Genomic DNA, 25,696 nt, shown 5'->3' with positions numbered 1-25,696 from the left:
CATGGCGTTCATTTGCTTTAACGGCCAATATCACGACGAGCAGCAGCCCATTTTAAAGGCTGCCAATAAATCTTATCGATACGGGGATGGTTTTTTTGAAACGATTAAGGTCTGGAAAGGCCGGATCGTACTGGCTGCTTATCACGAAAAAAGAATACTTAACAGCCTGGAAGTTTTGCAATACAAATTACCACCACTCGCAACCGTCGAAAAAATTTTTTCCCAGCTAATCGAACTTTGCAAAAAGAACAAATGCCTGGACGCAGCGAGAGTCAGGTTATCGTTTTCAAACGGCGATGGCGGACTTTTCGACGAAAACAGAGAGCTACAATATATTATCGAAAGTTGGCCGCTGCCGGCAGCTATTCACGAGCTGAACGAGAACGGATTGGTGACCGGCATTTTTCCCTGGGCCAGAAAAAGCTGCGACCGTTGGGCCAACCTCAAATCGGCCTCTGCATTGATGTATAGCGCCGCCGCAACCTATGCGAAACAGCATCAATGGAACGACAGCTTTATTACAAATCAATACGGCCGTATTTGTGAAACTACCATTGCCAATCTGTTCTGGATTAAAAACCATACTATTTTCACGCCTCCATTAACAGAAGGTTGTGTCAGTGGCGTTATGCGCGCTTACCTTATAGATTCGATTAAAACCGTTTCCGAAAAGCCGTGCCAGGCCAGCGATTTGATTGAAGCAGATGAAGTTTTTTTAACAAATGCCATCCGTGGTATAAAATGGGTGAAGAGTATGGAGGCCGCAACCTACCAAAATAAGTCAGCGGCCCAACTGGTTCAACAATACATTTTACCGCTGCATTAAATTGGGATCGCTTTTTGCTTTATCTTGCCCAAACAGTACTTTGGACAAACAGCAGGTAAGCATATTTTGGTTCCGCCGCGATCTCAGGCTCGATGATAATGCCGGGCTTTACCATGCATTAAAAAGCGGCCATCCCCTGCAGCTCGTATTTATTTTTGATACCAATATTCTTGACGAACTGGAAGATCCATGCGACCAACGCGTCGTGTTTATCCATCGCAGCTTAGAAGTGATGCAGGAACGGCTAACTGCGCTGGGGGCCACGCTGGATGTGCGTTTTGGAAAACCGGAAAAGGTTTTTGAAGAATTGAAAAAGGACTATAATATTGCTGCCGTTTTTTTAAATCATGATTATGAACCTTACGCAAGGCAGCGCGATAATGCTATTTATCTCCTTTTCAAAAAAGAAAATATTGAGGTAACGGGCTTTAAAGACCAGGTTATTTTTGAAAAAAAGGAAATTGTTAAAGACGATGGACAGCCCTATCATGTATTTACGCCTTACTATCGAAAATGGATGTCCTGCCTCAGCGATTTCTATCTTAAATCCTATCCCTGTAAAACCTATTTTAAATATTTTCACAAGCAGCAGCCCTTGCCCATACCGACGCTAAAGAAAATGGGGTTTCAAGCGGCGAATGCCGGCTTCCCTTCAAAATCGGCCAGCGCCGACCTCATTAAAAATTATGATAAAACACGGGATCTTCCGGCAGTTCGGGGCACCACGCGACTGGGTGTTCATTTAAGGTTTGGAACCATCAGTGTGCGAAAATTGGCAACGCAGGCCAAAGAGCTCAACGCTGTGTACCTTAAAGAGCTTGTGTGGCGCGAATTCTATCAAATGATTCTTTTTCATCATCCTCACATTGTAACGCAGTCTTTCAAAAAAGAGTATGATGCAATTCAATGGCGAAACAACGAAAAAGACTTTGACGCCTGGTGTAAGGGCGAAACGGGCTACCCCATTGTAGATGCGGGCATGCGCGAACTAAATGAAACCGGCTTTATGCACAACCGGGTGAGAATGATCACGGCTTCATTTCTTACCAAGCACCTGCTCATAGACTGGCGTTGGGGCGAGGCTTATTTTGCTAAAAAATTACTTGACTATGATCTGGCGTCTAACAACGGCGGCTGGCAATGGGCCGCCGGCAGCGGATGCGATGCAGCGCCCTATTTCCGCATCTTTAATCCATATCTTCAAACAAAAAAATTTGACCCTGAGTTGAAGTATATCAAAAAATGGGTTCCTGAAGTTGAAAGCAATAATTATAGAGCGCCCATCGTGGCGCATGAATTGGCAAGGGAACGCTGCCTGGCTACATTCAAAAAAGCGCTAAAAAACAAATAATCGCAACACCCGGCTTTAGTGCTTTACCGTAGCATCAAAAACTTGTTTCAGTACGGCGATTGCCTTTCTGCCATCTTCGCCCAAGTCAAGGCTATAATTATTCACATATAATTCAATGTGCTGGCGCATTACTTCCTCGCTCATAGCCTGCGCGTTTTCTTTTACATAATCAGCAACCGCAGGATAATGGTTAAATGCGAACTCCAGGCTTGCATGGATTAGTCCGTTGACTTTTTTTGATACATTGCCGCCTAAAGATTTTTTAATAGCAATACCTCCCAATGGAATCGGCACCTGCATCTTTTCCTCCCAATACTGGCCCAGGTCCATCACTTTGTGCAGCCCTTTTTCCCGGTAAGTAAAACGGTTTTCATGAATGATGACACCAAGATCGGTATCGCCCTTCACAACCGTATCTTCTATCTCATGAAAAACTTTAAATTGCTTTTTGCCGGCCCGGGGAAATGCAAAGCTAAACAGCAAATGAGCTGTGGTATGGATACCGGGTAACGCAACCGAAACATTTTCCACTTCCGGTGTAGCAAAGGGCTGATCCCGGTTCGACACCAGCAATGGCCCAACACCTTTTCCTAACGCACTTCCGGCATTAAGCAATTCATAAGTACCAGCTGTTTCAAAATAAGCCGGGAAACTCAGTTTAGTGATATCCAACCGGCCTTCCAATGCCCAGCGATTCAATGTTTCAACATCTTCCAAAACAGGAGTCAACTGAATGCCGCCGGTATCGATCTTACCATTCACAAGGGCATCAAAGATAAACGTGTCGTTGGGGCAGGGAGAAAATCCTATAGATAAATGCATGAAAATAAAATATTACGTTTAACGAAGGCAACACAGCGAAGCAGCCACCCTTCGTTACATCTTTAAAAATATGTCAACAATACTTAATAGGCTTTGGTTGAGCAGGTGGATAGATTCTTTCATTTGCCAATTATTTTTATCGCGCTCGCCGATATAGTTGGAAATAGCTCTAACCTGCAAGAAAGGTTTTTCTTCCATTAATGCAACATAGTGCAGCGCCGCACCTTCCATCGACTCCAGCTTTATACCCAGGCTTTTTAGCCTGTTCACACGTCGGCTCATCGTGGTAATTTCATTGACAGTTGTCGCAGCCACCGCGCTCAATCCGCTTTTCAAAATCAGATCTTTGTGTGGATTGATCAGCCAACCTTCCTCGAAAGGCTTTTGATTAGGTGATGCAAGCCCGAGGTCAAACAAGGATTTCCACGCCTCACCTTCTACAACGCCAACATCGCCAAAACAATCTTTCGAAACTGCCAGCACTCCGCCAAGACGCGTCTCCCGGTCGATTGCCCCAGCAATGCCCGCCTGAATGATTACATCTGGCTGCTCCTTTTGCACCGCTTTAGTCAACGCATAAACGGACGAGGCGAGGCCAATGCCCGTAATCGCTACATTCACACCCAGGTTGTTTAAAGTCTTAATCGAAGGAGCAATTTCCATTTCCGAAGCCGCAGCTACTAAAATTCGCATAATCAAATATTGCCAACAAATGTCGCAATAATTTTAAATATATCAGCGCCTTGCAACCTTTGCGCGGCGTTAGTTTGATAAGATAATGGCATTATATAAACGTTGGATGTATTACCTTTGCGCGATGGTATATCTCACAAGGCAGGAACATTTTAATGCGGCGCACCGGCTGTATAATCCGGACTGGGATGACGCAAAAAATGAAGCCGTTTTTGGAAAGTGCGCGAACCCCAACTGGCATGGTCATAATTACGACTTGCTGGTAACGGTGAAAGCAAAGCCAAACGCCGAAACGGGGTTCGTTTTCGACGTGAAAAAATTAAGTACCATTATTCGCGAGTACGTCACAGAAAAGCTGGATCACCGGAATCTGAATGAGGATGTGGATTTCATGCGGGGGAAAATGTGCAGCACGGAAAATTTGGCGATAGAAATCTGGAAACAGCTGGAACCTCATATGCCCGCCGATATCCATCTGCATTGTATCAAATTATACGAAACGCCCCGCATTTACGTCGAGTATTTTGGAGAATAATCTTCCATCAACTTTCCGTAAAATTTTTAGCATTTAAATGAAAGTAGCAGTTTACAGACAGGAACATTTTAACGCAGCCCATCGCTTATTCAACCCCGAGTGGGACGAGGCAACCAACGAAAAGGTTTTTGGCAAATGTTCCTATCCCAATTATCACGGCCATAATTATGACCTGGTGATAAAAGTGACGGGCATTCCCGATAAGACAACCGGCTTCGTGATGGACATGAAAGTGTTGAGCGACCTGATTAAAACAAGCGTAATCGCCAAATTTGATCATAAAAACCTGAACCTCGATACGGAAGAATTTAAAAGCCTGAATCCAACCGCCGAAAATATTGCCATCGTTATTTATAATATATTGAGGCCCCAAATCAGCGACGACCTTGATGTCCAGGTGCGGCTTTATGAAACGCCGAGGAACTTTGTGGATTATCCGGCGAATGGATAATTTGATGTATATTGAAAATAATAATCAAACATGTCTTACACAAAAATTGAACAGTATGATGAGGCTACAACCAACGGCCTTATTGATCAGTATAAAGAAGCGCTGACACTTTTGGGCGAAGATCCTTCCCGCGAAGGCCTCCTTAAAACGCCCGAACGCCAGGCGAAGGCCATGCAGTACCTCACACAAGGTTACAGCCTCGATGCGCACAGCATTATTAATGCTGCGAAGTTTCATGAAGATATCAGCGAAATGATCGTTGTAAAAGATATCGAACTTTATAGTATGTGCGAACACCATGTGCTGCCCTTTTTCGGCAAAGCGCATGTAGCTTATATTCCAAACGGGTGGATTACCGGGTTGAGCAAAATTGCCCGGGTGGTCGATGTTTTTAGCCGCCGCCTACAGGTGCAGGAGCGATTAACTGTGCAAATTATGAACGCTATTAAAGAAACTTTGAACCCTATCGGAGTGGCGGTGGTTATTGAAGCAAAACATTTATGCATGATGATGCGCGGCGTTCAAAAACAAAACTCTGTCACCACCACTTCGGCCTTTGACGGTGAGTTTCAAAAAAATTCCACGCGAAGTGAATTTTTAAAGCTTATCAGCGCCGACCTGCATTAAGAAAATGCATCGAACAAGCGGGTTGAAACGCTCGAAAACTAAAAGAAAATTATACATATAAAATGAAGCATGCATTTGTTTTTCCCGGCCAGGGCTCTCAGTTTACCGGAATGGGAAAAAGCCACTACGACCAAAGCGTTTTTGCTAAAAAATTATTTGAACAGGCCAATGAAATATTGGGTTTCCGCATTTCGGATATCATGTTTAGCGGAACAGAGGCCGAGTTGAAACAAACCAATGTAACACAACCGGCGGTTTTCCTGCATTCGATTGTTGCGTATCGTACGATAGAAGATGCGAAGCCAGACATGGTGGCCGGCCATTCGCTCGGTGAATTTTCTTCACTGGTTGCCAACGGAACCCTGAGTTTTGAAGACGCGCTGCAACTCGTAGCGCTGCGCGCAAGCGCCATGCAAAAGGCCTGCGAAATCAACCCTTCGACTATGGCGGCGATCATCAACCTTTCCGATGAGCAGGTGGAAAATATCTGCAAGCAGGTTCAGGAAGAAACAGGCGAAATTGTGGTACCGGCGAATTATAATTCCCCCGGCCAACTGGTTATCAGCGGCAGCCTCAAAGGGATTGAAGTTGCTTGTGAAAGCATGAAAGCGGCCGGCGCTAAAAGAGCCCTTGTATTGCCGGTGGGCGGCGCCTTTCACTCGCCATTGATGGACCCGGCGCGCAAAGAGCTTCAGGAAGCCATTGAGAAAACGACCTTTCATAATCCGGTTTGCCCCGTCTATCAAAACGTAGTAGCCAAACCAGTGCGCGATAAAGATGAGATCAAAGAAAATCTTATTGCCCAGCTTACCGGCGCAGTGCGCTGGACCCAAAGTGTTCAGGCCATGATTGAAAACGGCGCGTCTAAATTTACCGAGGCCGGGCCAGGCAAAGTACTTCAGGGATTGATACAAAAAATTGACAAAACCACAGAAGTGGACGGCGTCAGCTAAAAATAAAAGCTTTTAATTATCTTAGGGCAATGAGAAAATCAACCATTTTCATTGCCCTTTTCTTTTGGATCTTTCCGCAAATCCTATCTGCCCAGCAAACCAACGCTTCCGAAAAAAAAGTTCTAGACCATAGCGTTTATGACGACTGGCAATCTATTTCTAAAATCAACATGAGCAAAAACGGTCAATGGGTGGTTTACAATATAAATGTGCAGGAAGGCAATGACGATTTAATCATTCAGAAAACCGACGGCAGCTATAAAAAAACCGTGGCCAGAGGCTACGACGCTGCGATCACAGGCGACGACCGATCGGTCATCTTCAAAATAAAACCGCTATTTAAAGAGATCAGGCAGGCAAAAATCAAAAAGAAAAAACCGGACGAGATGCCGGAAGATTCGCTTGCCATTCTTTCCCTGAGAGATGATAAAATGCAAAAATTCGGACGGGTACTGTCTTACAAAACGCCGAAAGAACGCAACGAATGGGTCGCTATCCTTCAGAAAAATGAGCAAAAGCCCAAACCGGCTTATATGCGGGATAAAAGCAAGGACAGTTTAAAGCAGGTGATTGATTCGCTTCAATATGTAATCAAAGAATTAAAACCTGACCGAACCAACGACAAAGACAGCATCACCGATCCGGGAAGAAATAACCGGCTGCAGCTCATCAATACGGCCACGGGAAACAGCCGCACGTTCCTGAATGTGAACGACTATACTTTTAATAAAACCGGTTCCCATCTTTTAATCGAACAAACGCTCGATCTCCGCGACAGCGCTAAGACAACCTGCATCCTGCTGTATCATATTACTGCACAAAAAACAGATACCCTTTTGCGCGGCGGCAACGATTTTAAAAACCTGGCATTGGCTGACGACGGTTCGCAAGCGGCTTTTCTGGCAATGAGAAACGCGAAACCGAAAGATGTAAAGCAAAACTTTCAACTGTGGCATTATAAAAAAGGCATGGACGCTGCCATCATGCTGGTTGATACATTAACGGCTCAATTCCCGAAAGGCAGCCAGCTGAGCGAGTTTGGCAAAATCAGCTTTAACAAATCGGGCACGCGCCTGCTCTTTGCGACAGCTCCCACCCCGCTTCCAAAAGATACAAGCCTGGTTGATATCGATAAGGTTAACGTGGACATTTGGAATTACAAGGACGACTACCTACAACCCTATCAGCTCGAAAACCGTAAAAGAGACCGCGAAAAAAGCTATCTGGCAGTTTATGATTTTGCCCATAAGAAAATGGTGCAGGTAGGCAACCCGGATTTGCCAAATGTGTATGAAGGCAAGCTGGCTGACGCGGCCTCATTTGTGGCGGTAACAGACACCGGAAGACGGATTGCTGCGCAATGGACGGGCAGCACTTTGAAAGATATTTACAAAATAGATATTTCCAACGGCCGGTCGACCGCGGCGGTACTTAACCTGAATGGTGATATCCGGCCTTCCTGGATATCGCCCTCGGGAAAATATATTGTATGGTACAGCAATGCCACGCGCCATTATCATGCATTTGATGGCAGGCAAACCATCAATCTTACTGCCGCCATCAACACATCGTTATATGACGAAGAAAATGATGTGCCCGACGATCCCGGCCCCTACGGCGTTATGGGTTGGCAGGATGGTGATAAACGCATGCTGATTTATGACCGCTACGATATTTGGGCGATCGACCCGACTAATCCTAAAACCGCCAAAAACCTCACCAACGGCAGGAATCAGCAACTGACTTACCGCTATCTTCAGACCGATGAAGATGAAGATTATATTAAAAGCGCTGATCCCATACTGCTCAATGTGTTTAATAATAAAGACAAAACAAATGGAGTAGCTGTACTTCATAACAACCGGATGGAGCGTCCGTTATTGCCCCTGCAGCCTTTTAACGTCGGACCAATCAGCAAGGCAAAAAATGCCGATGTATTTGCTTACACAAAAGAAAGCTATACGAATCCGCCAGACCTATATGCCCTGCGGCAACAAAAAGAATATCAGCTATCGCAGATTAATCCGCAGCAAAAACTTTACAACTGGGGCAATGCCGCCTTGTATCACTGGACCACTTTTTCCGGGAAAAAAGCCACGGGTATTATTTATAAACCTGAAAATTTTGACAGTTCGAAGCAATACCCCGTTATTCTTTATTTCTACGAAAAATTATCTGATAATCTTTATAAATACATTCCACCCAGCCCCACGCCGAGCCGGCTGAATATCTCCTTCTTTGTGAGCAGGGGATATGTCGTCATGGCGCCTGATATTGCCTACACTATCGGCCATCCGGCGCAAAGCGCTTACGACTATATCGTCAGCGGCGCCCAGGCACTGGCGGTAAAAAAATGGGTCAATAAAAATAAAATGGGCATCCAGGGTCAAAGCTGGGGCGGCATTCAGGTGGCGCAGCTAATCACCATGACGGATATGTTTGCCGCGGCCTGGGCCGGCGCGCCGGTGGCCAACATGACGAGCGCTTACGGCGGTATACGCTGGGGATCGGGTTTGAACAGGCAGTTCCAGTACGAAAAAACACAAAGCAGAATTGGTGCGACCCTATGGGAAAAGCCGGATTTATATATTGAAAATTCTCCGCTTTTTCATTTGCCGAAAGTAAATACCCCTTTAGTCATTATGGCTAACGACAATGATGGCGCCGTGCCCTGGTACCAGGGAATTGAGCTCTTCACGGGCCTCAGGCGCCTCGGCAAACCGGTGTGGATGTTAAACTACAACGGCGAAGAACATAATCTTGTGCAGCGAAAAAATAAAAAAGACATTCAAGTAAGAGAACAACAATATTTTGACTGGCTGCTAAAAGACGCACCTCCGGCCAAGTGGCTGACAGAAGGCGTTCCTGCGATTAACAAGGGCAACGACTGGGGCCTTGAACTGGCAAACTAGCTAAAGGCGCGAAGCAAGGCGCCTGTTTCCAGCCATATTTTATTTATCTTAGAGCAATGAGAATACCAGTAGTTTTCCTTGCTCTTTTTCTTTTATGCACCCATCTTTGTGAGGCCCAGCGCTTCACTACCACAATCAATGAAAAAGCGGCCGCCGTGCAGCCTCAACTGGTCGAATGGCGAAGGCATATTCACCAAAACCCTGAACTAAGCAACCGGGAATTTAAAACGCAGCAATATATTTTAGCTCATCTGAAACGCCTCGGCATCAAAACCTCTACGATGGCAAAAACCGGCGTGGTGGGCATTTTGGAAGGCGGTAAGCCAGGACCAGTGATTGCCCTAAGGGCCGACATGGATGCGCTGCCGGTGTTAGAGCGCAACGAATTGCCTTATAAATCTGTGGCGAAAGGCGAGTATTTGGGAAAAGAAGTGCCCGTGATGCACGCCTGCGGCCACGACACCCACGTCGCTATCCTGATGGGCGCGGCAGCGGTGTTGGCATCCATGAAAAAAGATATTCCCGGCACCGTCAAATTTATTTTTCAGCCGGCGGAAGAAGGCGCTCCGCCCGGGGAAGAAGGCGGCGCCGAACTGATGGTGAAAGAGGGTGTAATGGAGCATCCGAAAGTAGATGCGGTGTTTGGGCTGCATATAGAAAGTTGGATCGAGGAAGGAAAAGTGTATTATAAAGCCGGCCCGTTTATGGCGGCGAGCGATTGGTTCACCGTAAAAGTAAAAGGGAAGCAATCGCACGGAGCGCAGCCTTGGCTGAGCGTAGATCCTATTGCAACGGCCGCGCAAATTATCAATAGTTTGCAGCAAATTGTAAGCCGCCAGCAAGACCTCACCAAAGCCCCTGTTGTATTGACAGTCGGCAAAATCAATGCCGGCGTGAGGAATAATATCATACCTGAAGAACTTGAATTTGGCGGCACCATCCGCACTTTCGACACGGCCATGCAGGCTGATATCCATCGCCGCCTAAAGCATATTGCTGAAAGTGTGGCCGCGGCCAATAACGCTACGGTAACCGTTGAAATCAGTAAAAACACGCCGGTCACTTTTAACGATGTAGCGCTGACTCGAAAAATCATTCCTGTTCTAGAAAAAGCAGTAGGCAAAGAAAATGTGCAGGAAACCAAATGGGTTACAGGCGCTGAGGATTTTTCCTTTTATGGAATGAAAGCGCCGGCCGTATTTCTTTATTACGGCGGGATGCCCAAAGGCAATGACCCTGCTAAAGCGCCGCCTCACCACACACCCGATTTCATCGTCTCTGACGCGCTACTCTCAAACGGCGTTAAGGTATTTTGCAACCTGGTTTTTGAGTATGGAAACCTGTAAAAAGAAGAGGAAGGCTTATTTGCCTTACGCAACGAGAATGGAACCCAAAGCCGCTACTCTCCTAGTAGTTCTGCAAGTTTATCATCGAGCGCGTCGCCACGCAGGTCTTTAGCCAGAATTTTTCCGTCGGGGCCTATTAACAAATTGCGGGGAATCGAAGTAATCTTGTATTTCATGGCAACAGCGTTTTCCCAACCTTTCAGGTCGCTTACCTGTGTCCAGTTTAGTTCGTCTTTTTTTATAGCCTTCAACCAGTCTTCTTTGTCGTCGTCAAGTGAAACGCCCAAGACGGTAAAGTTTTTATCCTTATACTTATCGAAAGTTTTTACCAGAAAATGATTCTCTTTTCTGCAAGGGCCGCACCAGCTCGCCCAAAAATCTACCAAAACATATTTGCCGCGAAACTGCGATAAAGAAACCTGCGACCCTGTTGTATCAGCTTGTGAAAAATCAAGCGCGATGCTACCCACTGCATTAAATTTAGCGCTCACAATAGCTTGCTTCAACTGTCCGCCAAAAACATTACTTAACGCTGCGGGCTTTAAACTATTGGCTCTTTTCTCTAAAACCGAAACGTCTTCCGTGAGGTTGATGGTTGATAAAATCGCCAGTGTGCTCACGGGCGATGCCGGATTTTTTCCAATAAAATCATCTACCGATTTTTGAATATCCATCACCGCATTATCGAGTTTTGTCCTTATTTCCTCGCTGCCATTCCCAAATTGAAGTTGTTGTACCAATTTATTTAGCGCGCCAAATTTGGGAACAAAAATATCCTGGAACTCCACAAAATTATCCTGTACGGTGGAGCCGGAATAGGTCCAATCTTCTGCGTTTTGGCTAATATCACCTTTTACAGATACCGTTTCATTGCCCACAAAAACAGCGGTTTTAACACTGTCGCCTACGCCCAGGCTCAGCAGTGATGCGCCTTCCAACTTGGTAGCGAGCGTAAACGCGCCTGCTTTAGACTCGGTCGATTGTAGTGGCGCACCGGGATTTTCAAGATCCGTCAACACCACTTTGCTGCCGTCGGGCAAGCCGGTGATTTGGCCATTAAGGGTTAACTTTTGCGCCAGCGCAAATAAAGGAAGCAGAAAAATCACGGATAAAAAAACGATACGGTTCATTGAAACTTTTTACGAATTAAAAACAGATGCCACATGCACTGCAGTTGCAGGGAGTGACACAACACAGATGCGTTATGCAGACTGCTGGTTGCAAAAATAAAGGTTGCGATCTAAGATATTTGTTAATTAAGAATGCTTTGTATAAAGCTTTTGGTAATCACTTCGGGCGTTTGCGCATGCTGGATAATTTTGATATAGGCCGACCCGATAATGGCGCCATTGGCATATTTGCATGCATCCTGGAACGTCTTTTTATCTTTGATACCAAAGCCAACCATGATGGGATTTCTCAACTGGTAAGCCTGAAGTTTTTGAAGATAGCGCTCGACCGCTTCAAAATCTTTTTCCCCGCCTGTTGTGGACGAGGAAGACACCGCATACAAAAAGCCTGAACTCAGCGCGTCGAGTTTTTTAACCCGCTCTTCAGAAGTTTCGGGCGTAACAAGAAAAATAAAATCAAGTCCATGCTGGTCGAGGATTTTTTTATACTTGTTTTCAAACTCGTGCTGCGGAAGGTCTGGCAGGATGAGCCCGTCTACACCAACTTTCGCGGCATCAGCGCAAAATTTTTCAAAGCCATATTGTAATACCGGGTTCATGTATCCCATTAGCACTACAGGAATCTGCACTTCTTTTCTCATTTCTTTCAGCTGGTCAAAAAGCACAGCCATATTCATTCCGTTGCCCAAAGCAATCGCGCTGCTTTTCTGGATCGTTTCGCCGTCGGCCAGCGGGTCGCTGTACGGCATTCCCAATTCGATAATATCGGCGCCGCTGTCCTGCAGAGCGCGCATGACCGGCAAGGTGCTGTCTAACCTGGGATAGCCGGCGGTGCAATAAATATTCAGTATTTTTTTACCCGATTTGAAACATTCACTTAATCTGCTCATCACTACTTTTTGTTTAATTCTTTCATATAGGTTTCCATGTCTTTGTCACCACGGCCGCTGAGGCAGATCACTACGTTATCTTCCTTTTTGAATGGGATTTGCTTTAACGCAGCCAGTGCATGCGCGCTTTCCAAAGCAGGAATAATACCTTCCAGCCTGGCGAGCTCGAAGGAGGCTTCCAACGCTTCTTTATCTGTGGCGCTGAGAAATTTTCCGCGCCCGGTGGCAAACAGATTAGCGTGAATGGGCCCAATACCCGGATAGTCTAACCCGGCGGAAATACTGTGGGGTTCAACAACCTGGCCATCGGCGGTTTGCATTACAAAGCTTTTGCTGCCATGCAGGATGCCAGGCTTTCCCAATTGGGTGGTTGCAGCGCTTTGGCCGGAATGCACGCCACAGCCTGCGGCCTCAACTGCATAAATATCTACCGAAGGTTCATCTAAGAAATGATAAAAAGTACCGGCTGCATTGCTACCGCCGCCCACGCAGGCGATAACCGCCGAGGGAAGTTCGGTACCGATCTTCTCTTTAAGCTGCGAACGGATTTCTTTGCTGATAACGCTTTGAAAGCGGGCCACCATGTCCGGATAAGGATGTGGGCCAACCACGCTGCCGATAATATAAAAAGTATTTTCAGGATGATTGATCCAATCCCGAATGGCTTCGTTGGTGGCATCTTTCAGCGTTTTACTGCCGCTGGTGGCAGGAACCACCGTGGCGCCCAGCATTTTCATTCGCGCAACATTCGGCGCCTGGCGTTCAATATCTTTTTCGCCCATATACACAATGCACTGCAACCCTTTCAGTGCGCAAACGGTCGCTGTGGCCACACCGTGCTGGCCGGCGCCTGTTTCAGCGATAATTCTTTTTTTGCCCAGCCGCTCGGCCACCAGTATCTGCCCAATTGTATTATTGACCTTATGCGCGCCTGTGTGGCATAAATCTTCGCGCTTCAGGTAAATATTAGTGTTGTATTGCTGCGACAGCCGCGATGCTTTGTAAAGCGGCGTTTCCCGCCCGGCGTAGTCCTTTAATAAAAACTTGTATTCGGCCTGAAAAGATGCACTGTTGATAATATCGAGATAACCTGAACGCAGTTCTTCCACATTTCGATACAACATTTCGGGAATATATGCTCCTCCAAACTCGCCGTAATAACCCAACTCATCGGGCTCTTTATAAGTTGCCTGCATGCTCTTTTTTAAATTTTTAGGGATGTAAAGATACGAAAACGCGCTGCCTTTGGGCGTTGGAAGTTAACGCTGCTTCAGCAGAGTGGGAAAAAACGCTGCAGAAAACAAGCCGCAGCTGCGATTTTGGATGCGGCTACGTTTCAGCGCCGGCTTTGGACCTGTGTTCCCGCAGGTATTTTTTCCTGATTACATCCTGCACATTAATGCCGCTGATTTTACTTTCCAGCCAGCTGATGACGTCGAGGTAAGCAAAGGCACGGGCTTCCAGGCGATTGTTTTGGTATTTTTTAAGTTTTGCCAGGAGCTTCTCAAATTCAGCTTTTATATTTTTTTCGTTGAACTTGAAGGAACGCCTTAAAAACCGGAACATTTCCTCCTCCACTTTGCTCAGGTTTTCCATTTTCGCCATGTAGCGATACACCGATTTAATCAGGTATTCGAGCAGGTTATAATTCCCCAATTCATAGTGCGCGATGAGGTGCAGCAGGCGCGAGTAGCATTGCAGATCTGTTCTCAGGTCGTCTTTTTGGTTGATAATCCGGTTGAGGTAGTCGATTGCTTTTCCGTTATCGCCACTGCCAAAATAGAGGCAGGCAATTTTGTAATAAAAAACCATCACCCGGTGCCGATCGAGGTATTTCCCGTGCTTCACCAGCATTTCCTCGAGGTAGGGAACCATTTTCAGCCCCTTCACGAAAGTGCCCTCCAGGAAATGTAGATTGATAACCGCCGTATAGAGATACACATATGTTACAATTCGGTTATTATCGGTCCCTTGCACCAGATCTGACTGGGCAAAATGCTTAAATTTTTTAATGCTTGACGCGAGCTTATCATGATTGAGCAGGTTGAAATGCGCGCTCATAAGGTTGTGCATGCCTTTTACATACATGGCGGTTTCTGTCTCAATCATTTTAGGATGTTGCTCAAACACATCCACCCATTTCTGGCAATACCGGTAGTACATCAAAAAATCAAGTTTGATATAAGCATACCAGACATAACACTGATGCAGATAAACTTTTTCATAAAAACTGTCGCCGATATTTTTCTTCAAATGCTCGTCCATAAAGGCCTGCACCGTTTTCACGTCGTTTTGATTTCTGGCGTGGCCGTTTTGAATATACCATCCGTATAATAAAAGATTTAAATTAGAAAGTTCGTTGATATTGCTAATGCGATCATTAACTTCCTTCGCTTCGTTGGCCAGTTCGCCGGCTCTCGATTGCAGGCTGCGCGTAATATAAAGCGCTTCAATTTTCTTCTCGAAAAATAATGCCTGTTGCAAATAGGTCAGCTGATGATGGGTGCGCGCATAATCTTTAATACGCTCCAGCACTTTGAGCGTTTGGTGGTAAAGCCCTTTATTATATAAAATGCGCGCATTGTCCAGCATTTCGTGCAGATGCAGGTCCGTATTTCTTTCGTCTTTCAGAACGCGCAAACTGCTCAGGATTTGCCGGTACAATAACGCTTTGGTATTGCTCAGCTGCTGCTTGCTTACGCTGGGCACTTTTTTCAGCAGCAGCGCTTCGTCATACTCGTTCATTTTATCCAACGCATCGAAAACCTTCAGGCTCTTAAGGCTTTCTGATCCGGAGTTCCGGTTCACGAATAGCTTTAAATTCCGTTTTTCAGACTTTTCGAGTGATTTGATTAATTGAAAAAGCGCATCTGTACTTCTACTGGGCATTGTAATTTAAATAAGTGCTATAGTTTGATTTTCAATTTTTTAGGAAATAAATTCAAAACTTATATGGTGTAAATTGTTGTTTAATATAGTTTGTCACACAAGATATATAATGTTTACTTTTATTGACTATTTTACGGATTATTTTTCATTATAACGATTCATATATGGCACAAGACAAAGTTTTCATTTTCGACACTACTTTAAGAGATGGTGAGCAGGTACCCGGTTGTAAACTTAACACCGAAGAAAAAATAAAACTGGCCCTTGAGTTAGAAGCGCTCGGAGTAGATATTATAGAAGCGGGCTTTCCTGTTTCCAGTCCGGGAGATTTTGCATCGGTTAATGAAATTTCGAAAGTGATTAAAACCGCCACCGTTACGGGGCTTACCCGCGCTGTGCAGAAAGATATCGAAGTAGCCGCAGAAGCGTTGAAGCCTGCTGTTCGGCCACGTATCCACACGGGTATCGGATCTTCGGATAATCATATCAAATATAAATTCAACACTACCCGGGAAAATATTATCGAACGCGCTGTAGCCGCGGTGAAACTGGCCCGCAACCTTGTTCCCGATGTAGAGTTCTATGCCGAAGACGCCGGCCGTGCCGATCTTGCCTTTCTGGCGCAACTTACGGAGGCCGTAATTGGTGCAGGCGCCACGGTGGTGAACGTTCCCGATACTACGGGGTTTTGTCTTCCCCACCAATATCAGGAAAAGATGCAATACCTCATGAACCACGTTTCCAATATTGACAAAGCCATGCTTTCCTGCCATTGCCACAATGACCTCGGGTTAGCCACGGCCAACTCTATAGCTGGTGCAATCGGCGGTGCGCGACAAATTGAGTGCACGATCAATGGGATTGGCGAACGAGCAGGCAATACGTCTTTAGAGGAAGTAGCGATGATCATCAAAAAGCATCCCGAGCTGAATTTGTTCACCAACATCGACACCAGCCGGTTGTTGCCCATGAGCCGCCTGGTTTCGGAAACCATGAGAATGGTCGTCCAGCCAAATAAAGCCGTCGTCGGCGACAATGCTTTCTCTCATTCCTCGGGTATTCACCAGGATGGATTCCTTAAAGAAGCCACCACCTACGAAATTATTGCGCCCGAGGAAGTAGGCGCCGACACATCCCGAATTGTTTTAACAGCGCGTAGTGGCCGCAGCGCTTTGGCGTATCGGTTTAAAAATCTTGGATACGAGTTTGACCGCAATCAGGTAGACGTATTATATCAACAATTTTTGAATGTAGCAGATGCGAAAAAAGAAGTGCAGGACAGCGATCTGAAGGAAATGGCTGAAAAAATGTCGGCATAAAAGCGGGGATACGCCTGCTGTACCGACTTATTCCCAGGCCAGGCGCCGCCTTGAACTTATTTTTTGAAACATCAACACCGGACCGCCACGGAAGTTTTGCAAATCACGAATCTGAAAAACAGAGGTGGCTTGGCAGAAAAGGGAGATCTCATATAAAAAATATATAACTCGAATAACTATAAACGCATGACCGAATTAAACAAATACTCTAAAACGTTAACTCAGGACCCAACACAGCCAGCAGCACAGGCGCAACTATATGCTTTAGGATTGACAGAAGAAGATCTGAATAAAGCACAGGTAGGCATTGCCAGCATGGGATACGATGGCAACCCCTGTAATATGCACCTCAATCAATTGGCGGCTCACGTAAAAAAGTCGACCTGGGATAACAATTTGGTAGGTTTTATTTTTAATACGATCGGCGTAAGCGATGGCATGAGCAACGGCACGGATGGCATGCGCTATTCGTTGGTAAGCCGCGACGTGATTGCCGATTCGATTGAAACGGTTTGCGGTGCACAATATTATGACGCGCTTATCACCGTTCCGGGATGTGATAAAAATATGCCGGGTTCCATCATGGCCATGGCACGTTTAAACCGGCCTTCGATCATGGTATATGGCGGCACGATCGCCCCCGGTCATTATAAAGGCGAAGATCTGAATATTGTTTCCGCATTTGAAGCGCTGGGCAAAAAAATAGCGGGCCAGCTGGATGAGGCCGATTTTAAAGGCGTAGTAAAAAACAGTTGCCCCGGCGCCGGCGCCTGCGGCGGTATGTACACAGCAAATACAATGGCTTCTGCGATTGAAGCGATGGGCATGAGCCTGCCCTATTCGAGCAGCAATCCGGCGTTGAGCGAAGAAAAAGTAAAGGAATGTATCGAAGCAGGGAAAGCCATTCGCCTCCTGATGGAAAAAGACATTAAGCCCAGCGATATCATGACGCGCCAGGCGTTTGAAAACGCCATTACGGTGATTATGGTCTTAGGCGGAAGTACTAATGCGGTATTACACCTGCTCGCTATGGCGAGAACGGCAGGCATTCCGCTGACACAGGATGATTTTCAGTCCATCAGCGACCGGGTGCCCGTTTTGGCTGATTTTAAACCCAGCGGAAAATACCTCATGGAAGACCTTCACAAAAAGGGCGGCGTTCCTGCGGTGATGAAATATCTTTTAAAAAATGGATTAATCGACGGCAGTTGCCTGACGGTAACCGGCAAAACAATTGCGGAAAACCTGGAAGCTGTTCCGGATCTTGATTTTGAAACACAGGATATTATTTATCCGCTTGAAAAGCCGATGAAAAAAACAGGCCACTTACAAATCCTGTATGGTAATCTGGCCGAAAAAGGCAGCGTAGCAAAGATCAGTGGAAAAGAAGGCGAACGCTTTGAAGGTACCGCGCGCGTGTTTGACGGAGAGAAAAAACTGATCGCCGGGTTAGCAGCAGGTAAGGTAAAAGCCGGCGATGTGGTGGTGATTAAAAATGAAGGCCCGAAAGGCGCTCCAGGCATGCCTGAAATGCTAAAACCTACCGGCGCGATCATTGGTGCCGGTTTGGGCAAAACGGTAGCGCTAATTACCGACGGCAGGTTTAGCGGCGGCACGCACGGATTTGTAGTCGGGCACGTCACTCCGGAAGCTTTTGACGGCGGCCTTATTGGTTTTGTACAAGATGATGATATTATAGAAATTGACGCTATTAATAATAAGCTAACCTTAAAAGTTAGCGACGAAGAAATCGCCAAAAGAAAAGCGAACTGGGTGCAGCCCGGCCTGAAAGTTAAAAACGGGGTTTTATATAAATATGCAAAACTGGTAAAAGACGCTTCCGAGGGTTGTGTGACGGATCAATAAAAGATGTACTTCAAATGCAAGTAATTCAATCCATACAAAATCGCATTTACGAGCTCAGAGAAGAACGAGTCAGTGGCATGATGTACGACTCCATCAGACCTGCCCGTCCGGCAGGCGGGTTTATGACGCGCTGGAAAATTTGTTAGACGAAAAAGCCGCGGCGCGAAAATGGGAAGAAAGAAAAAGAATTGGCTTTAAAAATTGATACACGCTCAAACTTAAAATACGAGTTATGAATACTCTTGAAATACAGAAAGAAACAGCTCCGGCTCCAACAAAAACAACCACTACCATGTCGGGTAGCAAAGCGGTAATCGAATGCCTGCTTGCTGAAAACACGGAGATCATATTCGGCTATCCCGGCGGCGCCATCATGCCAATTTACGATGCACTATATGATTATAAAGAAAAGGTAGAACATATTTTGGTTCGCCACGAACAGGGTGGCATCCATGCTGCTCAGGGATATGCGCGCACCAGCGGCCGCGTCGGCGTAGCATTTGCCACCAGCGGGCCCGGCGCCACCAACCTGGTGACAGGCCTGGCCGATGCGCAGATCGATTCAACGCCGGTAGTATGCATCACCGGACAGGTATTTGCACATCTGTTGGGCACAGATGCTTTTCAGGAAACCGACGTCATCAATATCACGGCGCCTGTTACAAAATGGAATTATCAGATTACAGATGCAAATGAAATCCCTTCAGTTTTAGCAAAGGCTTTCTATATCGCGGCCAGTGGCAGGCCCGGCCCGGTTTTGATCGATATTACCAAAAATGCGCAAATACAACAATTTGAGTTTCCGGGCTATGAGAAGTGCAACCATGTTCGCAGCTATCGCCCCAAGCCCATCGTTAGAAAAGAATATGTTGAAGAGGCCGCCGCTTTGATCAACAACGCGCAAAAGCCTTTTGTAATTTTTGGGCAGGGCGTCATTCTCGGCAAAGCCGAAAAAGAATTTGCCGCCTTTATCGAAAAAGGAAATCTGCCAGCGGCATGGACCATTATGGGAGAAAGCGCCATCCCGTCCGATCACCCGTTGGGCGTGGGCATGCTGGGCATGCACGGCAATTATGGGCCGAATGTATTAACCAACGAGTGCGATGTTTTAATCGCCATCGGAATGCGCTTCGATGACCGCGTTACGGGCCGTCTTGATAAATATGCCAAGCAGGCGCAGATCATTCACATGGATATTGATCCTGCTGAAATTGATAAAAACGTGAAAACAACTGTGGCCGTTTGGGGCGACTGTAAAGAAACGCTGCCCATGTTGACCGCCTTGATCGAACAAAAAGATAATGCTGCATGGCTCAACAAGTTTAAAGAATACACGGCAGAGGAAGAAAAAGAATGTATTCAGCCCGAAATGCATCCCGAAGGAGATGTAATGAGCATGGCTGAAGTGATGAACGCACTCAATGAACTGACAAATGGCGATGCAGTAATTGTAACCGACGTAGGGCAGCACCAAATGGTAGCATGTCGCTATGCGAAGTTCAACCAGTCCCGGTCGAATGTAACCTCGGGCGGGCTGGGTACCATGGGATTCGGGCTGCCAGCCGCGATAGGCGCCAAATATGGCGCGCCAGACAGAACCGTTGTGGCTATTATCGGCGATGGCGGTTTTCAAATGACCTTGCAGGAGCTCGGCACCATCATGCAATTCGGCGCAGCCGTAAAGATCCTGATTTTGAACAATGAATTTTTAGGGATGGTGAGGCAATGGCAGCAGCTATTTCATGATAAGCGCTACTCTTTTGTAAATATCACCAGTCCAGATTATATCATGCTCGCTAAATCTTATGGGATAGAGGGAAGAAAGATTGATCAGCGCGAAGATCTAAAAAGCGCTTTGAAAGCCATGCTCGATCACGACGGAAGCTATTTGCTGGAAGTAATGGTAGGCAAAGAAAACAATGTATTTCCCATGGTACCACAGGGATGCAGCGTAAGCGAGATCAGGCTGAAGTAAATACATGATACGCTTTCGTATTTAACGGATGTAACTTTGTCGACTTACCAGTTATTACCGCCAAAAAATGCGGAACATTATATCATAATCGCAAAGCATAAATAGATTCTAAAGCACAGAGGATGAAACAAGCAAGCGGCGCCGCCGATATCATGAACAAATCAAGCATAGGGGAAATACAGGCCCGGTTTGACAAGGACGTGGATCGCTTTTCAAGTTTGGACAGCGGACAGGTTTCGGTTGTTGACGCCGCACAAACATTGGCGCTAATCACCGAAGCATACCACCGCGTGGCGCCTCACGCTACTGAACTTTTAGATCTTGGTTGTGGCGCCGGCAACTACACCTTAAAGATGCTGCAAAAAAATGACCGCCTCAACTGCACTTTGGTTGACCTGAGTGCGCCGATGTTGAGAAAGGCGCAAGAGCGAATAAGCGCTGTGACGTCGAATACTATTACGGCACTTCAGGGTGACCTTCGGTCCGTTGCGCTACCGCCCAACCATTTTGACATTATTCTGGCAGGCGCCGTTTTACACCATCTTCGGGATGATTCAGATTGGGAAACTACATTTGAGAAATTATTTCAAATTTTAAAACCCGGTGGCTGCCTGATGATTGCCGATTTGGTAACACAGGAACAGGAAGCGCTAAGTGCCTATACCTGGGAGCGGTATGGCGATTATCTTGAAAACATCGATGGGCCGGCTTACAGAAAGCATGTTTTAGCATATATTGAAAAGGAAGATTCGCCCCGCCCTGTGACTTATCAACTCGAATTAATGAAGCGAGTCGGATTCAGGAATACTGACATTTTGCATAAAAATATTTGCTTCGCGGCTTTTTGCGGCATCAAATAAATCGCCAGCCGGAAGCATTTTCACTTCGTTTAAAAATTCAATAATGAAACAACAATATACCATCACCGTTTACGCAGAAGACCATATCGGCCTGCTCTCGCGCATTTGCATTATCTTTTCAAGAAGAAAAATCAACATCGACAGCCTCAACACCTCTTCATCAGAAGTGGAAGGCATCCACCGCTTTAATATCTTAATCGACGAAACAGAGGAAGTCGTTAAAAAACTTTGCAAGCAAATCGAAAAACAGGTCGAAGTTTTAAGGGCTTTTTACAATACTAACGACGAAATCGTTTGGCAGGAACTGGCCCTTTACAAGGTGCCGACGAAAGAAGTGGCAGAGAAAATGGTGGTGGAAAGAATTCTTCGCAAATATGGCGCGCGCGTGGTTTGCGTAAGGCCTAACTTTACCGTTTTCGAATCGACCGGCCACAAAGAGGATACCGAGGATCTGGTAATAAAACTCGGAGAATACGGCCTCGTGGAGTTTGTGCGCGGTGGCCGTGTAGCAATCATGAAAGAAAGCGAAGGCTTCCACAAGCGGCTCAAAGAATTTGAATATAAGGAGCCCGGAGAAGAAGTGATTGAAAACGAGTTTTTAGAGAAAGGTGAGAAAATATTTCAGATGTAGTCGTGGCGCCATAGCAGCCCCGAGTTTTACTCTCATTAAATGACAAGAATACAACGTGAAAAAATACTTTGAAATCATTCATATAACCCGCAGCAATTTTACCAACCTGGTCAACGGACTTTCGATTGATCAGCTTAATAAAATCCCCGAAGGATTCAATAATAATATTGCCTGGAACTTCGGCCACATTGTAGTCACAACACAAGGGCTTTGCTATCGGCTTTCCGGCCTTCCTTTAAATATAGATGCGGCCATCATCGACCGCTATAAAAAAGGCACAAAACCCGAACAGTTTATTACGCAGGCTGAAATTGATTTTTTAAAAGCGATCATTCACAGCAATATTGATCAACTGGAAGTCGATTACAATAACGGCATATTTACATCTTTTAGCGCCTACACAACAAGTTTTAATACTACATTAAATACGATTGAGGACGCCATTGCAATGATTCAGTCGCATGATGCGCTGCATTATGGCTATGCGCTGGCGCAAAGAAAATTAGTTTTATCATAAAATAAATATTAAAAAAAACAAACAACTTAAACACGAATAAAAACAATGGGAAATTATTTTAACACATTACCCCTGAGAGAACAGTTAAACCAACTGGGCGTTTGCGAATTTATGAGCAACGACGAATTTGCCGACGGTGTGGACGCACTGAAAGGAAAAAAAATAGTGATCGTAGGTTGTGGCGCACAAGGCCTCAACCAGGGCTTAAACCTCAGAGACAGCGGGCTGGATGTTTCTTATGCATTACGCAAAGAAGCTATTGAAGGAAAAAGAGATAGCTGGAAAAATGCTACCGATAATAACTTCACGGTGGGCACTTACGAGGAGTTGATCCCAACGGCCGACCTGGTAAGCAATCTTACTCCTGATAAACAGCACACCAGTGTTGTAAACGCGGTAATGCCTTTAATGAAACAAGGCGCTACGCTTTCTTATTCTCACGGTTTTAATATTGTTGAAGAAGGCACCCAGATACGCAAAGATATCACCGTTATTATGGTAGCCCCGAAATGCCCCGGCAGTGAAGTGCGCGCAGAATATGTTCGCGGATTTGGTGTTCCCACATTGATAGCCGTACACCCGGAAAATGATCCCGAAGGAAAAGGTCTGGATCAGGCAAAAGCTTACTGCGTGGGCACGGGCGGCCATCGCGCAGGTGTTTTGAGATCTTCTTTTGTTGCAGAAGTAAAGTCTGATCTGATGGGCGAGCAAACGATTCTTTGCGGCTTGTTACAAACAGGATCTATTCTTTCTTTCGACAAAATGATTGAAAAAGGAATCGATCCGGCTTATGCATCGAAACTGGTGCAATACGGCGTGGAAGTAATTACTGAAGCGTTAAAACATGGTGGTGTTACAGGTATGATGGACCGACTGAGCAACCCTGCTAAAATAAAAGCTTTTAAGGTGTCTGAAGAATTGAAAGATATCATGAGGCCTTTATTCCAAAAGCACCAGGATGATATCATGAGCGGTGAGTTCAGCCGTATTATGATGGAAGACTGGGCCAATGGCGATGTGAATCTTTTAAAATGGAGAGCGGAGACAGGCGAAACCGCCTTCGAAAAAACTCCGGCCGGCGACATGAAAATTGGCGAGCAGGAATATTTCGACAACTACACGTTGATGGTGGCTTTCGTGAAAGCAGGTGTGGAACTGGCTTTCGAAACGATGGTGGAAGCCGGCATCAAACCCGAATCGGCTTACTACGAGTCATTACACGAAACGCCATTGATCGCTAACACCATTGCGCGTAAGAAACTTTTTGAAATGAACCGCGTTATTTCCGATACCGCAGAATACGGCTGCTACCTGTTCGACCAGGCTTGTAAACCGCTTCTGGCAGATTTCATGAAAACTGTGGATACGGATTTAGTTGGCAAAAATTTCAACGAAGGCAAAGACGGCGCTGTAGACAACCAGGAGTTGGTTGAGGTAAACGAGGCTATTCGCTCTCATCAGGTGGAGCAGGTTGGCGCTGTATTGCGCAAGGCAATGACAGCTATGAAAGCCATCAAAACCGCATAGATCTCTTTCCGGACAAAATAGTTTTTCATTTTTTCGGAATTATTTCATAAAGCAAATCATACACAGACCTCACAGATTGTAACGCTCTGTGAGGTCTTTTTAAATCAGGCCGGATGAGTGTTATTGTGATCACGAAACTTTCTGTGAGCTACACCTCAAAAAAGGTATTAGACCAAATCGATTTACAGGTTGAGACAGGCGAAACCGTGGTAATTCGCGGGGAAAGCGGAAGCGGAAAAACTACGCTGGGTAAAGCGATCGCCAATTTTAAAAAGCACCAGGAAAGTATTCGTGTCAGCTTGGATCAAAACGAAAGATTATCTCCCGAAGTGCTTTTTGTGGAGAACTGGTACCGGTTTACAAATCTGGAAGGAGATCGCAACTTCTACTATCAACAACGCTATAACCATCAGCAAAAACGGGATACCATTTCGGTTGCAAAAGAACTGAAACTGTTTGGCGATGCGCATTATTTAGACCCATCGTTTTTACTAAGATTGGTCGCCGCATTTGATTACGCTGCTGTTTTAGAAGAGCAGCTCATCGAGCTGTCGAGCGGGGAACATAAAAAATTACAATTGATCAAAGCGCTTTGGTTAAGCCCGCAGGTATTGATTATGGATCAGCCTTACACGGGGCTGGATAAGCAGTCGCGCACCCACCTCAACCAGTTATTTACCGACTACACACAAAAAGGAGGAACACTTTTGTTAATCAGCAATGACGCCGAGCTCCCTGCATGTGCTCAGCGTTTTGTAACACTTCGAAACGGCACGCTATTGCAAGGAGATGCTACCGGCGGCCTGCCTCGACGACCATTAAAACCGCTTCCTGCGTTTCTCAAAGAAAAACCGGAGTATACCACGCAGCAGATCGTTAACATGCATCATGTGCATGTACGTTATGATGAAAAAATTATTCTTGACCAAATCGATTGGGTGGTAAACGCTGGTGAAAAATGGCTGCTGCAAGGCCACAATGGCTCCGGCAAATCGACGTTATTGAGTTTGATTACCGGCGACCATCCGCAAGCTTACGGCAATGATATAAAACTCTTTGGCATTCAACGTGGCGCAGGGGGCGAAAGCATTTGGGATATCAAACGCCGCATCGGTCTTATTTCCCCGGAACTTCATTGGTACTTCGACGCTAACGCCACAGTGCTGGAAAGCCTTGCCTCGGGCTTTTTCGACAGCAACGGCCTTTATCGTCAACTGCGCTACGCGCAAAAACAGCAACTCGATGCATTGCTAAAATTCCTGGATTTGTTTGAAGAAAAGGATGAACTACTATCCGTACTTCCTTTAGGCAAACAGCGCCTCGCTTTGCTGGGGCGAACCATTATCAAAAACCCGCAACTGCTGGTGTTGGATGAACCCTGTCAGGGATTGGACCACAGGCAAACACAATATTTTAACGGCCTGGTAGATGAAATCAGCAAGAATGGTGTTACGATTATTTACGTGGGGCATTTTGAAACACAATTGCCCAATTGCTTGACACATAAGCTGGTCCTGGATCATGGAAAGGCCATTTCCAATACGGCTTTGTAATTAAGACAGGATCTGCCTGCTGA

General features: G+C 45.9%; 22 protein-coding genes. 16 read left to right on the top strand and 6 right to left on the bottom strand.

All coding sequences use genetic code 11. The features are described 5' to 3' along the window. Position 1: 1 nt before the first annotated feature. A complete protein-coding gene (locus ABDK00_RS03915) occupies positions 2-826 on the top strand; it encodes an aminotransferase class IV (protein WP_346238203.1) in 825 nt (274 codons plus the stop codon). A gap of 40 nt (positions 827-866) precedes the next feature. After that, positions 867-2,177, top strand: coding sequence for a deoxyribodipyrimidine photo-lyase (locus tag ABDK00_RS03910; RefSeq protein WP_346238202.1), 1,311 nt, complete (start codon positions 867-869; stop codon positions 2,175-2,177). A 15-nt stretch (positions 2,178-2,192) separates the two neighbouring features. On the opposite strand, the gene ABDK00_RS03905 is transcribed toward ABDK00_RS03910, so the two are convergent. Together ABDK00_RS03905 and ABDK00_RS03900 are read right to left on the bottom strand one after the other, a co-directional pair. Further along, a complete protein-coding gene (locus ABDK00_RS03905; protein WP_346238201.1) occupies positions 2,193-2,999 on the bottom strand; it encodes a 1,4-dihydroxy-6-naphthoate synthase in 807 nt (268 codons plus the stop codon). A 54-nt stretch (positions 3,000-3,053) separates the two neighbouring features. Further along, complete coding sequence (locus ABDK00_RS03900; protein WP_346238200.1) at positions 3,054-3,692, bottom strand: futalosine hydrolase; 639 nt, start codon at positions 3,690-3,692, stop codon at positions 3,054-3,056. Positions 3,693-3,816: 124 nt separating this feature from the next. Here ABDK00_RS03900 and ABDK00_RS03895 point away from each other — a divergent pair, with 124 nt between their 5' ends. From ABDK00_RS03895 to ABDK00_RS03870, 6 genes are all read left to right on the top strand, one after another. Beyond that, positions 3,817-4,227, top strand: a complete 411-nt coding sequence (locus tag ABDK00_RS03895; RefSeq protein WP_346238308.1) for a 6-pyruvoyl trahydropterin synthase family protein — start codon at positions 3,817-3,819, stop codon at positions 4,225-4,227. 37 nt (positions 4,228-4,264) lie between these two features. Further along, positions 4,265-4,678: a 6-carboxytetrahydropterin synthase gene (locus ABDK00_RS03890; protein ID WP_346238199.1), complete on the top strand. Its 414-nt coding sequence runs from the start codon at positions 4,265-4,267 to the stop codon at positions 4,676-4,678. 30 nt (positions 4,679-4,708) lie between these two features. Next, complete coding sequence (gene folE / locus ABDK00_RS03885; protein ID WP_346238198.1) at positions 4,709-5,305, top strand: GTP cyclohydrolase I FolE; 597 nt, start codon at positions 4,709-4,711, stop codon at positions 5,303-5,305. A gap of 62 nt (positions 5,306-5,367) precedes the next feature. Then, positions 5,368-6,258: an ACP S-malonyltransferase gene (gene fabD / locus ABDK00_RS03880; protein WP_346238197.1), complete on the top strand. Its 891-nt coding sequence runs from the start codon at positions 5,368-5,370 to the stop codon at positions 6,256-6,258. 29 nt (positions 6,259-6,287) lie between these two features. Then, entirely contained in the window at positions 6,288-9,170 is a 2,883-nt protein-coding gene (locus ABDK00_RS03875; protein ID WP_346238196.1) for a S9 family peptidase, read from the top strand. 56 nt (positions 9,171-9,226) lie between these two features. Further along, positions 9,227-10,516 (top strand): amidohydrolase, encoded by a 1,290-nt coding sequence (locus ABDK00_RS03870; RefSeq protein WP_346238195.1) that lies wholly within the window; start codon positions 9,227-9,229, stop codon positions 10,514-10,516. Positions 10,517-10,569: 53 nt separating this feature from the next. Here ABDK00_RS03870 and ABDK00_RS03865 read toward each other — a convergent pair whose 3' ends face one another. The 4 genes from ABDK00_RS03865 to ABDK00_RS03850 form a co-directional block, all read right to left on the bottom strand. Beyond that, positions 10,570-11,646 (bottom strand): TlpA disulfide reductase family protein, encoded by a 1,077-nt coding sequence (locus ABDK00_RS03865; protein WP_346238194.1) that lies wholly within the window; start codon positions 11,644-11,646, stop codon positions 10,570-10,572. A gap of 122 nt (positions 11,647-11,768) precedes the next feature. Further along, a complete protein-coding gene (gene trpA / locus ABDK00_RS03860) occupies positions 11,769-12,536 on the bottom strand; it encodes a tryptophan synthase subunit alpha (protein ID WP_346238193.1) in 768 nt (255 codons plus the stop codon). A gap of 2 nt (positions 12,537-12,538) precedes the next feature. Beyond that, positions 12,539-13,732: a tryptophan synthase subunit beta gene (gene trpB, locus ABDK00_RS03855; RefSeq protein WP_346238192.1), complete on the bottom strand. Its 1,194-nt coding sequence runs from the start codon at positions 13,730-13,732 to the stop codon at positions 12,539-12,541. Positions 13,733-13,865: 133 nt separating this feature from the next. Continuing rightward, positions 13,866-15,425 (bottom strand): hypothetical protein, encoded by a 1,560-nt coding sequence (locus tag ABDK00_RS03850; protein WP_346238191.1) that lies wholly within the window; start codon positions 15,423-15,425, stop codon positions 13,866-13,868. Positions 15,426-15,589: 164 nt separating this feature from the next. Between ABDK00_RS03850 and ABDK00_RS03845 the strand changes: the two genes are divergently transcribed. The 8 genes from ABDK00_RS03845 to ABDK00_RS03810 all read left to right on the top strand — a co-directional run bounded on the left by ABDK00_RS03845 (position 15,590) and on the right by ABDK00_RS03810 (position 25,673). Further along, entirely contained in the window at positions 15,590-16,744 is a 1,155-nt protein-coding gene (locus tag ABDK00_RS03845; protein WP_346238190.1) for a 2-isopropylmalate synthase, read from the top strand. A gap of 186 nt (positions 16,745-16,930) precedes the next feature. Then, on the top strand, positions 16,931-18,610 hold the full coding sequence (gene ilvD, locus ABDK00_RS03840) for a dihydroxy-acid dehydratase (protein WP_346238189.1): 1,680 nt from the start codon (positions 16,931-16,933) through the stop codon (positions 18,608-18,610). Positions 18,611-18,842: 232 nt separating this feature from the next. Continuing rightward, positions 18,843-20,585, top strand: coding sequence for a biosynthetic-type acetolactate synthase large subunit (gene ilvB, locus ABDK00_RS03835; RefSeq protein ID WP_346238188.1), 1,743 nt, complete (start codon positions 18,843-18,845; stop codon positions 20,583-20,585). A 122-nt stretch (positions 20,586-20,707) separates the two neighbouring features. Continuing rightward, a complete protein-coding gene (locus tag ABDK00_RS03830) occupies positions 20,708-21,445 on the top strand; it encodes a class I SAM-dependent methyltransferase (RefSeq protein ID WP_346238187.1) in 738 nt (245 codons plus the stop codon). Between the two features lie 43 nt (positions 21,446-21,488). Then, on the top strand, positions 21,489-22,076 hold the full coding sequence (gene ilvN / locus ABDK00_RS03825) for an acetolactate synthase small subunit (RefSeq protein WP_346238186.1): 588 nt from the start codon (positions 21,489-21,491) through the stop codon (positions 22,074-22,076). A gap of 55 nt (positions 22,077-22,131) precedes the next feature. Then, positions 22,132-22,593, top strand: a complete 462-nt coding sequence (locus ABDK00_RS03820; RefSeq protein ID WP_346238185.1) for a DinB family protein — start codon at positions 22,132-22,134, stop codon at positions 22,591-22,593. A 45-nt stretch (positions 22,594-22,638) separates the two neighbouring features. Continuing rightward, the gene (ilvC, locus tag ABDK00_RS03815) at positions 22,639-24,120 is read left to right on the top strand and encodes a ketol-acid reductoisomerase (RefSeq protein ID WP_346238184.1); all 1,482 of its coding nucleotides are present in this window, start codon (positions 22,639-22,641) and stop codon (positions 24,118-24,120) included. A 113-nt stretch (positions 24,121-24,233) separates the two neighbouring features. Next, the gene (locus tag ABDK00_RS03810) at positions 24,234-25,673 is read left to right on the top strand and encodes an ATP-binding cassette domain-containing protein (RefSeq protein WP_346238183.1); all 1,440 of its coding nucleotides are present in this window, start codon (positions 24,234-24,236) and stop codon (positions 25,671-25,673) included. Positions 25,674-25,696: the final 23 nt, after the last annotated feature.

This window comes from Niabella insulisoli (assembly GCF_039652435.2).
Taxonomy (GTDB): domain Bacteria; phylum Bacteroidota; class Bacteroidia; order Chitinophagales; family Chitinophagaceae; genus Niabella; species Niabella insulamsoli.
This window is presented reverse-complemented; position numbering and strand designations above follow the sequence as displayed.